This window comes from Allobosea thiooxidans (genome assembly GCF_900168195.1).
GTDB lineage: Bacteria > Pseudomonadota > Alphaproteobacteria > Rhizobiales > Beijerinckiaceae > Allobosea > Allobosea thiooxidans.
The window spans coordinates 81,288-94,238 of the sequence record NZ_FUYX01000003.1 but is presented as its reverse complement, the minus strand read 5'-3'; the positions used below and the strand labels follow the sequence as shown (position 1 = coordinate 94,238).

The 12,951-nt window shown below is 68.4% G+C and carries 11 protein-coding genes; 6 read left to right on the top strand and 5 right to left on the bottom strand.

What is annotated here, in order from left to right; translation table 11 throughout:
• The first annotated feature begins 17 nt into the window (after nt 1–17).
• On the top strand, nt 18–1,427 hold the full coding sequence (glnA, locus tag B5Y19_RS06325; protein ID WP_055729882.1) for a type I glutamate--ammonia ligase: 1,410 nt from the start codon (nt 18–20) through the stop codon (nt 1,425–1,427).
• A 117-nt stretch (nt 1,428–1,544) separates the two neighbouring features.
• Here the strand turns inward: glnA and B5Y19_RS06320 are convergent, their stop codons facing one another.
• The 4 genes from B5Y19_RS06320 to B5Y19_RS26020 all read right to left on the bottom strand — a co-directional run bounded on the left by B5Y19_RS06320 (nt 1,545) and on the right by B5Y19_RS26020 (nt 5,479).
• Nucleotides 1,545–2,762: a glycosyltransferase family 4 protein gene (locus B5Y19_RS06320; RefSeq protein WP_139384284.1), complete on the bottom strand. Its 1,218-nt coding sequence runs from the start codon at nt 2,760–2,762 to the stop codon at nt 1,545–1,547.
• Between the two features lie 55 nt (nt 2,763–2,817).
• Nucleotides 2,818–3,768, bottom strand: coding sequence for a glycosyltransferase family 2 protein (locus B5Y19_RS06315; RefSeq protein WP_244555496.1), 951 nt, complete (start codon nt 3,766–3,768; stop codon nt 2,818–2,820).
• A complete protein-coding gene (locus tag B5Y19_RS06310) occupies nt 3,753–5,135 on the bottom strand; it encodes a hypothetical protein (protein WP_079591256.1) in 1,383 nt (460 codons plus the stop codon). Before B5Y19_RS06310 ends, B5Y19_RS06315 begins: the two co-directional genes overlap by 16 nt.
• A 182-nt stretch (nt 5,136–5,317) precedes the next feature.
• The gene (locus B5Y19_RS26020) at nt 5,318–5,479 is read right to left on the bottom strand and encodes a hypothetical protein (RefSeq protein WP_156367139.1); all 162 of its coding nucleotides are present in this window, start codon (nt 5,477–5,479) and stop codon (nt 5,318–5,320) included.
• A 303-nt stretch (nt 5,480–5,782) separates the two neighbouring features.
• On the opposite strand from B5Y19_RS26020, the gene parE reads away from it, so the two are divergent.
• The 3 genes from parE to B5Y19_RS06295 all read left to right on the top strand — a co-directional run bounded on the left by parE (nt 5,783) and on the right by B5Y19_RS06295 (nt 9,328).
• Nucleotides 5,783–7,864, top strand: coding sequence for a DNA topoisomerase IV subunit B (gene parE, locus B5Y19_RS06305; RefSeq protein WP_055730306.1), 2,082 nt, complete (start codon nt 5,783–5,785; stop codon nt 7,862–7,864).
• Between the two features lie 159 nt (nt 7,865–8,023).
• Nucleotides 8,024–8,971 carry a LysR family transcriptional regulator gene (locus B5Y19_RS06300; RefSeq protein WP_079591255.1) on the top strand — a complete coding sequence of 316 codons (948 nt, stop codon included), beginning with the start codon at nt 8,024–8,026 and terminating at the stop codon, nt 8,969–8,971.
• Nucleotides 8,972–9,067: 96 nt separating this feature from the next.
• Nucleotides 9,068–9,328: a hypothetical protein gene (locus tag B5Y19_RS06295; protein ID WP_055730304.1), complete on the top strand. Its 261-nt coding sequence runs from the start codon at nt 9,068–9,070 to the stop codon at nt 9,326–9,328.
• Nucleotides 9,329–9,330: 2 nt separating this feature from the next.
• Here the strand turns inward: B5Y19_RS06295 and B5Y19_RS06290 are convergent, their stop codons facing one another.
• Complete coding sequence (locus tag B5Y19_RS06290) at nt 9,331–10,026, bottom strand: alpha/beta fold hydrolase (protein ID WP_079591254.1); 696 nt, start codon at nt 10,024–10,026, stop codon at nt 9,331–9,333.
• Nucleotides 10,027–10,200: 174 nt separating this feature from the next.
• Between B5Y19_RS06290 and B5Y19_RS06285 the strand changes: the two genes are divergently transcribed.
• Together B5Y19_RS06285 and B5Y19_RS06280 are read left to right on the top strand one after the other, a co-directional pair.
• Nucleotides 10,201–11,676, top strand: coding sequence for a DEAD/DEAH box helicase (locus B5Y19_RS06285; RefSeq protein WP_055730310.1), 1,476 nt, complete (start codon nt 10,201–10,203; stop codon nt 11,674–11,676).
• A 189-nt stretch (nt 11,677–11,865) separates the two neighbouring features.
• Nucleotides 11,866–12,924, top strand: a complete 1,059-nt coding sequence (locus tag B5Y19_RS06280) for a GGDEF domain-containing protein (protein ID WP_055730302.1) — start codon at nt 11,866–11,868, stop codon at nt 12,922–12,924.
• The last annotated feature ends 27 nt before the right edge of the window (nt 12,925–12,951 follow it).

The window sequence follows — 12,951 nt, the reverse complement described above, 5'->3', positions numbered from 1 at the left end:
GCAAGAGGAATGCTGAGATGAAGAGCGCCAAGGATGTCCTCAAGGCGATCAAAGAAAATGACGTCAAATACGTCGACTTCCGCTTCACCGACCCGCGCGGCAAGTGGCAGCACGTGACCTTCGACGTCGGCATGATCGACGAGGACATCTTCGCCGAGGGCACGATGTTCGACGGCTCGTCGATCGCCGGCTGGAAGGCGATCAACGAGTCCGACATGCTGCTGATGCCGGATCCGACCACCGCGACGATGGACCCGTTCTTCTCGGCGGCCACGATGGTGATCAACTGCGACGTGCTCGAGCCGGCGACGGGCGAGCCCTATGGCCGCGATCCGCGCGGCATCGCCAAGAAGGCCGAGGCCTATCTGAAGTCCACCGGCATCGGCGACACGGTCTATGTCGGCCCCGAGGCCGAGTTCTTCGTCTTCGACGACGTCAAGATCGCCGCCGACCCGTACCACACCGGCTTCAAGCTCGATAACATCGAGCTGCCGACCAACGGCTATGCCGACTATGAGGGCGGCAATCTCGGCCACCGCATCGCCACCAAGGGTGGCTACTTCCCGGTCCCGCCGCAGGATTCGGCGCAGGATATGCGCGGCGAGATGCTGGCTGCGATGCAGTCCATGGGCGTCACCGTCGAGAAGCACCATCACGAGGTCGCCTCGGCCCAGCATGAGCTCGGCATGAAGTTCGACACGCTGGTGAAGACCGCCGACCTGATGCAGGTCTACAAGTATGCGATCCACAACGTCGCCCAGAGCTACGGCAAGACCGCGACCTTCATGCCGAAGCCGATCTATGGCGACAACGGCTCGGGCATGCATGTCCACCAGTCGATCTGGAAGAACGGCAAGCCGGTCTTCGCGGGCAACAAATACGCCGACCTGTCGCAGGAGTGCCTGTGGTACATCGGCGGCATCATCAAGCACGCCAAGTCGCTGAACGCCTTCACCAACCCCTCGACCAACTCCTACAAGCGCCTCGTCCCGGGCTATGAGGCTCCGGTGCTGCTCGCCTATTCGGCACGCAACCGCTCGGCGTCCTGCCGTATTCCGTGGACGACCTCGCCGAAGGCCAAGCGCGTCGAGGTCCGCTTCCCCGATCCGATGGCGAACCCCTATCTCGCCTTCGCGGCCATGCTGATGGCCGGCCTCGACGGCATCGTGAACAAGATCGATCCGGGCCCGGCGATGGACAAGGACCTCTACGACCTGCCGCCGCGCGAGCTGAAGAAGATCCCGACCGTCTGCGGTTCGCTGCGCGAGGCGCTGGAAGCGCTCAAGAAGGACAATGCCTTCCTCAAGGCCGGCGGCGTCTTCAACGACGACTTCATCGAGAGCTATATCGAGCTCAAGATGCAGGATGTGGCGCGTTTCGAGATGACGCCGCACCCGGTCGAGTTCGCGATGTACTACTCCTACTGAGGGCTTCGGCCGGCTCTTGAGGCCGGCCACGGCATCCTCCCGGCCGCGGCTCCGCGGCTGGCCTCCACCGGGGCGGCGACGCCCCGGTTTTTTGTTGGGCCCGGCCGGCGCCCCGATTCAATGCCTGTCGTCGAGAAGGCCGCGATAGCTCGCGACCGTGCGCCGGACATGCCGCTCCGTCGTCAGCGGATCGGCCCAGTAGCGGCGATAGGCTGCTGCGCCCATGGCGCGTGCGCGCTCGTCGCCCTTCAGCTCGGCAAGCGCGGCCGACAGCCCCGCGACGTCGCCGCCATCGACAAGGAGACCGTCCTCGCCATCGACGACCCAGCTCGCCGGCCCCGTGCTCCGCGCCAGGACGACCGGCACGCCGAGGGAGCGTGCCTCGGCGATCACCAGCGGGCCGGGCTCGTACCAGAGCGAGGGCAGCACCAGGCAACGCGCCTGCGCGATCTCGTGAAAGACCTGGTCGGCCGGCACCCAGCCGCGGATCTCGGCCTGCGGGTTGATCCGTGCGATCGCCTCCGCCAGTTCCCCCTCGCCGACGAAGCGCACCGGCATGCCGGCATCCGCCGCTGCCTGCGCCAGGACATCGCCGGCCTTCTCCTGGGTGAAGCGCCCGAGGAAGAGCGCATGCCGATTGGCCGCCACGTCGGCGGGTCGCAGCTTCTGCGCCTCCATCATGTTCTCGACCACGACATGGCGCGCCCGCTTCGGCAGGAAGGGCTCGGCGAAGCGGCAGGCGAAATCGCTGACATGGATGAAGAGCGGTGCGGAGAGCTTCTGCATCGCCGCGTCGGAACGCCATTGGCGCGCGACCCGGACGAGCTTGTGGAGATAGGAAGCCCTGTCGCAGTTGCTGGCGATGCAGCCCGCGGACATCGGCTTTTTTCGGCAGGGCGCATTGGCCTTGTAGTCGAAATAGCTACCGACCGGGCAGAAGGAGAAATAGTCGTGCATGGTGATCGCGACCGGCAGCCCGCTTTCGCCGGCAGCCGCGATCGCGGCCGGGCTGAAGGCCTTGGTCCACTGGTGCAGGTGGACGAGCGTGTCCTGGCGTGGCTGGCGCGCCAGAAGTTCGGTCAGGAAGCGGTAGGCCCGCGCGTTCCAGACCCCTTGCCTGGCCGCGGCGAGCTTGCTGCCGACCTGCCAGATGTCCTCCCCGTCGAAGCAGGCGACGCTGATCAGCGGATGGTCGAGTCGTTCGGAAACGGGGCCGATGGCACAGGCGAAGACGATCTCGACGCCCGCTTCGGCAAGACCGCGCGCGCTCTCGATGGCGACCTTGGCGGCGCCACCGTTGACCGAGCCGAAATCGCTGATGATCACTGCGCGCACGAGGGCCTCCCGGCGGGAGACTGCCCGCCAAAGATTGAGGAAGCGCTGACGCCGCCTAGTTGAACGACAGGATTCGCCGCGGCGCGAGCCGGCCCCGGAGCATGTCGAACAGGGCAAGGCAATTGCCCTTGAGGCGACCGCGCCGGTCGATCAGGCCCTGCGGCTTCAGGCTGCCGAGGATGTTCGCCGCGACATTGCCGGCAGCCATGCGCAGCGCGCGACGCCGGCGCAGCGTTCCCTTTCCGACCAGATAGAACGGGTTCGCGATCTGCGAATAGCCGAGCCGCAGCCCCGAGCTGCGGCCGCGCTTGCTGCCGCGATGGACGCCACGCAGCGCCGTGCTGAGGATGATCCGCCCCTGCCCCGCGAGCTGGCGGCTGAAATCCGTGTCCTCCTGCCAGCCATAGAGCGGCAGGTTTTCGTCGAAGCGCGCCGCGGCAGCACGGATTGCCGCCATCCGGAACACCATGTTGCAACCATAGGCGTTCTCGACCGGCGTGATCGTGGCCGCGTCCGCCCCTGGGTCCCGCGCGAGGATGGCCCGGGCCTCGTCGGCGCCGAGCCCGGGTCCATGGATTCCGTCGGCGAGGACGAGGCCAGTCGCGACGACAACGTCCAGCTCCCCTGCGAACAGCTCCTCGACGGCGCCGACATAGGAGCGCGCGGGTAGGAAATCGTCGTCGAAGAACAGGATGATGTCGGCCTCGCCGGCGGCATCGAGAATCGCGTTGCGCTGGGCGCAGGATCCGGCGCGTCCGACGACACGGCGCACGGGCACGTCGAGCGTCGCCGCATAGGCCCAGTCCGCATCGCTCTCCTGGACCGGGCAGATCAGGATCGCCTCGGGCTTGCGCGCCTGCCCGGCGATCTGCGCCAGCGTGTCGGACAGGACCTCCCGTCGCCCCGTCGTCGCGATCCCGACGATGATCCTCATGCTCGTGCCTCTCGAAGCGGTGATCGCGGCCTGGCGCCCGGCGCCATCCGCCTGGTTCAGCGCGCCAGCCATCGCAGCATCCGGGGCAGGACCGGCAGGCTGGCCACGGCGGCGCCGGCGAGCGCGATGCCGGTCGACAGCCAGACATCGGCGCCGAGCCAGGCCCGCGCGCCCCAGGCCGCGGCCAGGGCAGCGAGGGCGGCGGCGAGTGGCAGCCGCGGCAGCTCGAAGGGCAGCAGCCGCAGGATGGCGAGGCCGCCGGCCAGGGCCAGCGCGGCGCCGGCGGCAGCGCCCGCGACGATCGCGACGTCGGAACCGCCGGACAGGCGGACGGCGAGGAGCGCGCCGCCGCACATCAGGACGCAGTCGACGACCGCCAGCAGCGCGATCGTCGCCAGGCGCCGGCGCAGATGCGCGGCCGTCGGCAACAGGGTCTGGATCAGCGCCCGCATCAGCGCCATCAGCGTGATCAGCGGTGCTGTCCGCAGGAAAGGCTCGCGCAGGTCGGCCGCGATCACCAGCAGCGCCGCCGCGTCCAGCGCAGCGATGATCCCCGCCGCGACCATGACGGCGAAGCCCGCCAGCAGCGCATAGTAGCGGCCGAGCTCGCGGCCGAGTTCGCCGGTTTCCGCCTCGCGGTCGAACAGCGTCACCAGCATCGGATAGCGGATCGCCTGGATGGCGGAGACGATCAGGACGAAGGGCTTCTGGAGCAGATCGAGCGCCAGCATCGGCCCGGCCGCCCCGGCCGGCCCGAGCGCGCCCGTCAGGATCGCCTTGAACCCGAGCGGCGCCAGCATGCCGGCCACGGAGGCGCCCGCCGAAACGCTGCCATAGGCGACATGCTGCCGCGATACCGCGGCGTCCCATCGCGGGGCGAAGGGCAGGATCCGGCGCGAGGCCACGAGCGCGACGAGGCCGTAGAGCAGGTTGCCGAGGAGCCCGGCGATGACGAGGTGCTCGAAATCGGCCGAAACCATCGCCCCGCCGAGCGTCGCCGCGGCGATGATGCTCGCCCGGCTGCCCTGCAGCCAGGAGAACAGGCGAAACTCCTGCCGGAAGCGCAGCATGGTCAGGTGCAGCTCGCCCCCGCCCTGCAGGATCGCCGTGGCCGCGCCCGCGATCCCGACCCAGCCGGGCATGTCGAGCACCAGCGCGAGCGCCGCGGAGAGCAGGCACAGCCCCGCGCTCGCCAGGAATTCGACGGTGATGACGCCCCGTTCCGTCGCCTCGCTTTGCGGATCCGGCCCCGGATAGAACCGGCTGCAGGCGAAGCGCAGCCATTCGAAGAAGGCGATGCCGGCGAACTGCACCAGCGAGACGAAGAGCGAATAGGCGGCGTAGTCGGCCGGCGTCAGCAGGTTGGAGATCGCGATCAGGAGGCCGAACGCCAGCGCGGCCTGGTAGAAATAGGCGGACAGGGCGGCAAGCTTGGCCATCGGCTCAGGCCCCGCCACCGCGCCGCGTCGTCACGCGGATTGCCTGCGACGGGCGGACCACGGCGCTGCCGATGCCACCTCCGGCGCAATCCCGATCACTCGAACCGACGCGAACCACCCTCTGCCCTCCACCCGCCGGTGTAGGGCCCAATGGTTGATATTTCCGCCACTACGGGCGGCGGTCAGTTGAAGTGCAGGACGGCCAAACCGGCCGCGGCGAGGAGCGCCGCCGTCCACCAGAGCCAACGGGTCGCGTGCCAATCGGTGCTTTCCGTGGCCATCAGCGCATCTTCGTGGCCGAAGGCCTCGCCGGCGAGCTGGGCAGCCCGCTTCAGGCCCGTCATGCGCATATCCGGTACAGAGCGACGCGACACCACGATCAGTCCCCCCAAGCAGTCCGATCCGGGCAGCTTGCCATGGCCCGATCGCGAATCCCATCTTCGATGTTCAGCCTTAACACCGCCTGAACGCGGCTGTTCCGCCCGGCGGGAAGCGGCGCCGGAAAGCCCTGCCGCCGGCAGGTGTCGCAGCCGGCGAAAAAGGGGTTTCTGACGGGTCGGGCGGGCGTCTATAAGCGGACCCTTGCAGAGCGTGGCGCGCGCCGATGCGCTAGAGTTCACGAGAACGAATCAGGAAGCGTTTGGCAGATGGAAGACAACGGCGATCTTTTCGGCTCGGAACCGGAACGGCCGCGCCCGGCTGCTCCGGGGCCGGAACCGCGCTCGCCGGCCGCGCCCGCAAAGGCGCCGGCAGCTTCGGGCGACGCGCCGCGCAACGGCACGCTCTCCGAGACCGGCTACGACGCCTCCGCCATCGAAGTGCTCGAGGGCCTCGAGCCGGTGCGCCGCCGGCCCGGCATGTATATCGGCGGCACCGACGAGCGCGCTTTGCATCACCTCTTCGCCGAGGTGATCGACAACGCCATGGACGAGGCGGTCGCCGGCCACGCCACCTTCATCGATGTCGAGCTGTTCGAGGACGGCTCGATCGCGGTGACCGACAACGGCCGCGGCATCCCGATCGATCCGCACCCGAAATTCCCGGGCAAGTCGGCGCTCGAAGTCATCATGACCACGCTGCATGCCGGCGGAAAATTCGATTCCAAGGCCTATGAGACCTCCGGCGGCCTGCACGGCGTCGGCGTCTCCGTGGTCAACGCGCTCTCCGACCGCCTCGAGGTCGAGGTCGCGCGCAGCAAGACGCTCTACCGGCAGGTATTCTCGCGCGGCCTGCCGCAGGGCCCGCTGGAGACGGTCGGGCCCGTCGCCAACCGGCGCGGCACGCGGGTGCGCTTCCACCCGGACGCACAGATCTTCGGCGAGGGCGCGCATTTCTCCCCTGCCCGCCTGTTCCGGATGGCGCGCTCGAAGGCCTATCTCTTCGGCGGCGTCGAGATCCGCTGGCGTTGTGCGCCCGCGTTGCTGAAGCCCGAGGGCGACGTCGCGGCCGAGGCCGTGTTCCGCTTCCCGGGGGGCTTGCGCGACTATCTCGGCCGCGAAATCGAGGGCAAGGACCTGGTCGCCGAGCCGATCTTCTCGGGCAAGATCACCAAGGAAGGCAGCCACGGCTCCCTCGAATGGGCGGTGGCCTGGCTCGCCACCGGCGAGGACGGCTTCTCTTCCTCCTATTGCAACACCATTCCGACCTCCGAGGGCGGCACGCATGAGCAGGGCTTGCGGATCGCCCTGCTGCGCGGCCTGCGCGACCATGCCGAGCGCATCGGCCAGTCGAAGCGCATGGCGCAGGTCACCTCCGACGACGTGATGGCGACCTGCGCCGCCATGCTCTCGGTCTTCATCCGCGAGCCGGAATTCCAGGGCCAGACCAAGGACAAGCTGGCGACGGTGGAGGCGCATCGCATCGTCGAGAATGCGGTGCGGGATGCCTTCGACCATTGGCTCGCGGCCGCGCCGCAGCAGGCGCTGCGCCTGCTCGACTGGTCGGTCGATCGCGCCGAGGAACGCCTGCGTCGGCGCCTCGAGAAGGAGGTTTCGCGCAAGACGGCGACGCGCAAGCTGCGCCTGCCCGGCAAGCTCGCCGATTGCTCCCATGCCGGCGCGGCTGGTTCCGAGCTCTTCATCGTCGAGGGCGATTCGGCCGGCGGCTCGGCCAAGCAGGCGCGGAACCGCGCCAACCAGGCGATCCTGCCGCTACGTGGGAAAATCCTCAACGTCGCCAATGCGACACGCGAGAAACTTCATCAGAACCAGCAGCTCGCCGACCTGATCCTGGCGCTCGGCTGCGGCATCGGCACGCAGTTCCGCGAGGACGATCTCCGCTACGAGAAGGTCATCGTCATGACCGACGCCGACGTCGACGGCGCCCATATCGCCTCGCTGCTCGTCACCTTCTTCTGGCGCCAGATGCCGCGTCTGATCGAGAAGGGGCATCTCTACCTCGCCGTGCCGCCGCTCTACCGGCTCCAGCATGGCGGAAAGAGCGTCTATGCCCGCAACGACGCCCATAAGGACGAGCTGCTCGAAACGGTGTTCAAGGGCAAGAAGCCGGAGATCTCGCGCTTCAAGGGCCTGGGCGAAATGATGCCGCAGCAGCTCAAGGAAACCACCATGGACCCGGCCAAGCGCATCCTGCTCAAGGTCATGGTGGACCACGAGGCCAAGGAGGAAACCTCCGACACCGTGGAACGGCTCATGGGCAACAAGCCCGAGGCGCGCTTCACCTTCATCCAGGAGCGTGCCGCCTTCGCGGGCGAACTGATCGATCTGTGACGGGCGAGGCCCGCAATCCTGGGGGGCTCGGCATCATCTCCGCCGGGCTGCCTGAAACCGCGCCGGCAGGCAGGGTTCGCGCATGCCGAGCCCTCCGCCCTTCCCCGATCGTCATGACCGCACGCACCGCACCGCCGCCTGTGGCTGGCAGCTGACCCTATGGCCGGGCCTGCTCCACCCCCATCTCGACGCGACGGCGATCTGGCATCGTCCACCGGGCAGATCTCCTGGGACGACATCCGGATCTTCCACGCCATCGCCATCGGCGGGTCGATGGCCGTGGCGGCGACGCAGCTCGGGCTGAGCGAGGCGACGGTCGCGCGCCGGCTGAAGGCGCTGGAGCGCGATCTCGGGCTGCCGCTCTTCACGCGGGAGGCCAATCGTCTTGCGGCCACCGCGATCGGGCTGGAGCTTGCGGCCGAGGCCGGCGAGGTCGAAGCCGCCGCCCGCCGCTTCGCGATCCGGGCCGGCGCCGCACGTCCGCAGGCGAACGCACCCGTCCGGGTCACCGCGACGACCTCGATCAGCCTGCTCCTGACCAAGCATGCGACCGCGCTCTCGGCCGCGGCGGGAGGCGTCGAGATCGTCATCATCAGCACCCGCAGCCGGCTCGATTTGGCGCGCGGCGAGGCCGATATCGCGCTGCGCATGAGCCAGGTGCCGACCGAGCCCGGCTATTACGCGCAAAAGGTCGGCCGGCTGATGCAGGCGCTCTATATCCGCGGCGATGCCGATCCTGCCGCGGCGCCGATCATCTCGGTCAACCGCGAAACCTCGTCCCGGATCGACGACTACATCATGGCCTATGCCGCCGGCCGGCCGATCGCCGCCCGCGTCGGCGATTCCGCCGCGCGCTACGAGAGCATCCGCGCTTCGGGCGCGCTGTCGATGGCGCCCTGCTTCATGGGGGACGCCGATCCGGCCCTGCGCCGGCTCGAGCCCCCGCCAGAGCAGACCGGGGACGACATCTATCTCGTGTCCCACGACGTCTCGCGCGGCAGGCCCGGCGTCGTCGCCGTCCTCGGCGCGCTGCGCCGGCTCTTCCGCGAGCAGCGGGCATTGCTGGCCGGCGACGCGGTCGCCCCTGTGGAAGATCGCTCGCATTGAGCGGTTTCGGGCAAGATCCGGCTAACCAAGCTTTTACGGCTCTCGCGTAGCGTCAGCTCCAGTGCTCGTGACGTGACGAGACGCGGAGAGTGCGCCATGCGCCTGATCGAACTGTTCTGGAAGAATGCCCGCGGCACGATGGCGATCGATATCGCCAAGGCCGGCGCGGCCATCGCCTTCCTGTCCGTCATCGCCGCGAACTTCATGGCCAGCCGGACACCGCCCTTCGACAGGGAGCGCCTGGCGCAGGTCAGCCTCGCCGCCTCCAAGCGCCAGCCGGTCGATCCTCTGACCACCGGCTCGATCAGCAAGGCCGCAGGCGAGACGCGTCTCGATCCCTGCGCGGTGCCGCGCTGAGCTCAGCCGAGCCAGCGCAGCAATTCCTCCGTCACCGCCTGCGGCGCCTCCAGCGTCGAGAGATGCCCGCTTTTCGGGATCACCGCCAGCCTGCCCCGCCCTCCGACGAGGCCGGCCATCTCCCGGGCTTCGGCGACAGGCGTGATCTCGTCCTCCGCACCGACCAGGACCAGCACGGGACAGGACGCATTGGCGAGCACCGGCCGTGAATCCGGCCGCCGCATGATGGCGCGCTGCTGCCGGATGAACCCGTCCGCGCCGACATCATCCGCCATCTGCCGCACAAGGAGCCGCAGCGGCTCGTCCGTTAGCCGGGACGGTGCGACGAGCTTCTGCCAGAGCAGCGTGGTGACGTTGTCGAACGCTCCCTTCTCCGCCAGCGCGATCATCTGCTCGCGGGGCAGGTTCGTTTCGGGCGTCGCGGGTTTCGCGCTGGTGCCGAGCAGGGCGAGCCGCGTCACGCGCTCCGGCGCCTGCCGCAAAACCTCGAAGGCGACATAGCCGCCCATCGACAGGCCGCAGAGCGCGAAACGCGCCGGCGCCGCCTCCAGCAGGCGCCGCACGATGCCCTGCAGCATGTCGTCATGGCTGTGATCGGCGACGAGGATCGGACGGCCGTCGGCGAGCGCCGGCCATTGCGGAACATAGAGCGCAGCGTTGCAACTCAGCCCGGGAACGAGAACAAGCGGCTCCTTCATAAGGCTAAAACAGTCCTTTCGAGGCTGGATGCGAGGCTAGATGATTGACTTTGCCGCGTTTTCTTTGCATTCCACACGGGTCCGAAGGCGCGCAGGAATTGTCGTCGCGCCAACGCGGTGGTCGAGCAGGTCATCCCGCCGCGTTTCACCGACCCTGAAGAAGCGCCATACGCGATGTCATTTGCCGAACTCGGCTTGAGCGAAAAGGTTCTGACGGCCGTCACCGCCGCAGGCTATAGCACGCCGACCCCCATCCAGGCCCAGGCCATTCCGCATGTCCTTGCCCGCAAGGACGTTCTGGGCATCGCCCAGACCGGCACGGGCAAGACTGCAGCCTTTACCCTGCCGATGCTGACCATCCTGGAAAGCGGCCGCGCCCGCGCCCGGATGCCTCGCACGCTGATCCTCGAGCCGACGCGCGAGCTCGCCGCGCAGGTCGAGGAGAACTTCACCCGCTACGGCGCCAATCAGAAGCTCTCCGTCGCGCTGCTGATCGGCGGCGTCTCCTTCGGCGACCAGGACGCCAAGATCACGCGGGGCGTCGACGTGCTGATCGCGACGCCCGGCCGCCTGCTCGACCATGTCGAGCGCGGCAAGCTCCTGCTCACCGGCGTCGAGCTGCTCGTCATCGACGAGGCCGACCGCATGCTCGACATGGGCTTCATCCCGGACATCGAGCGCATCTGCAAGCTGGTGCCCTTCACCCGGCAGACCCTCTTCTTCACGGCGACCATGCCGCCGGAAATCACCCGCATTTCCGAGCAGTTCCTGCACAATCCGGTCCGCGTCGAGGTTTCGCGTCCCGCGACGGCCGCTACGACGATCACCCAGCGCCTGATCGCCTCCAACTCCCAGGATTTCGAGAAGCGCGAGACGCTGCGCCGGCTCATCAAGGGCGCCACCGACCTGCAGAACGCGATCGTCTTCTGCAATCGCAAGCGCGACGTCGCGACCCTGCACCGCTCGCTGCAACGCCACGGCTTCCCGGCCGTCGCCCTGCATGGCGACATGGATCAATACGCCCGCATGGCGGCGCTCGAATCCTTCCGTACCGGCGAGAATCCGATCCTCGTCGCCAGCGACGTCGCCGCGCGCGGCCTCGACATCCCGGCGGTCAGCCACGTCTTCAATTTCGACGTCCCGACCCATGCCGAGGACTATGTCCATCGCATCGGCCGCACCGGCCGCGCCGGACGGCTCGGCGCTGCCTTCACCATCGTCACCCGCCACGACGACAAGCTCGTCTCCGCGGTCGAGAAGCTGATCGGCCAGACCATCGCCTTCGAAGGCCCCGGCCTCGACGCCCTGCCCCCGAGCGAGGCGCGCGAGGAGCGTCGCGGCCGCCGTGACCGCGACGACAAGCGCTCGCCCCGCGGCCGTGGGCGCAGCGAGCGCAGCTCGCGCACCGAACGCGTCGAGGCGGAGGCTCCTCAAGCCGACGCTCCCGCGAAATCCACCGATAGCGCGCGCCATTCCGGGCGGCACCAGCCGGTCAGGCCCGATTCCGAAGTCGCGGCAGCCCCTGCAGGCAGCCGGGACAGCGCCCGGCGCGGCCGCGGCCCCCGCACGCGGGACGAGGATGACGGCCCGCAGGTCAAGGGGCTCGGCGATCACGTGCCGGCCTTCCTGCTGCGCCCGGCGCGCGTCTGATAACCTTACGGCATCAACCCGTTATTAACCCCGTATTCCTAGAGTGCGATCTGCCGTAGCAAGGCTCTTGCTGCGGCGGACGGGCGCATGCCGCCGTATAGACGGACAGGATGTCCCGCTTCGATTGACCCAATCGAAGCTGACGTGGCCGAAGGCCGCGATCCGGCTTCATACCGGAATGGCGAAGGCATGGACGAAGCAGCTTCGGTCCCGGCGCCCACCAACGATTTGCCAGAGCGCGTGGTTGCGGCAATGCGGCAGCACGGCTCCCCGAGCTATCCCCGCGCCTTCGAGGTCTGGTACGCCCATCTGAGCGGCGAGATGCCGGCCGTCAGCATGGCGATGAACGCGATCATCGCCGGCAGCGAGGGCAAGGTCGACGCGGCCGACATCGACAGCCTCTACGAGCGCTTCATCAGCAGCGAGCGGTTCTCCCGCCAGGCCGAGCGCACCAGCCTGCAGGTCCTCGGCGAGATCGACGCCATGATGGCGCTGGTGGACAAGGCGCTCGGCTCCAGCGAGCTCTATCACGGCCGCCTCGCCGCCATGTCGGAGGACGTTCCGCCGACGACGGACCGGCTCAAGCTGCGTGAATGGGTCGAGGCGCTGGTGATGTCCACTCGCGAGGAGGTCGTCCGCAAGGCCCAGCTCGAAGCGGAGCTGCGCAACAGCGCCAACGAGATCCGCAACCTGCGTGAGGCGCTCGAATCGACCCGCGCCGAAGCCCTGACCGACCCGCTGACCGGGCTCGCCAACCGGCGCCATTTCGAGGAGATGCTGCAGAAGTCGATCGACCAAGCGACGTTGCGGCGCGAGCCTTTCGCCCTGGTGATGGCCGACATCGACTTCTTCAAGCGCTTCAACGACGCCCATGGTCACCTGACCGGCGATCAGGTGCTGCGCCTCGTCGCCCGCACCATGAAGGACAAGTTCAAGGAGAAGGCCGTCATCAGCCGCTTCGGCGGCGAGGAATTCGCCATCATCCTCCCCGAGGCCGATCTGATCGCCGGCAAGTTCGGCGCCGAGACCGTCAGGCAGGCGCTGCTGACCCGGGAGCTGATCAAGCGCTCCACCAACGAGAATCTCGGTCGCATCACCATCTCGCTCGGCGTGGCGAGCTATCGGCGCGGCGACACCGCCGGCTCCCTCGTCGATCGCGCCGACCAGGCGCTGATGCAGGCGAAGCGCGACGGCCGCAACCGCACCGTCACCGAGGACGGGCTCGAAACGACGAGCCGCGTCGCCTGATCCTCGGGAAAATCCGCGAGGCCGCCG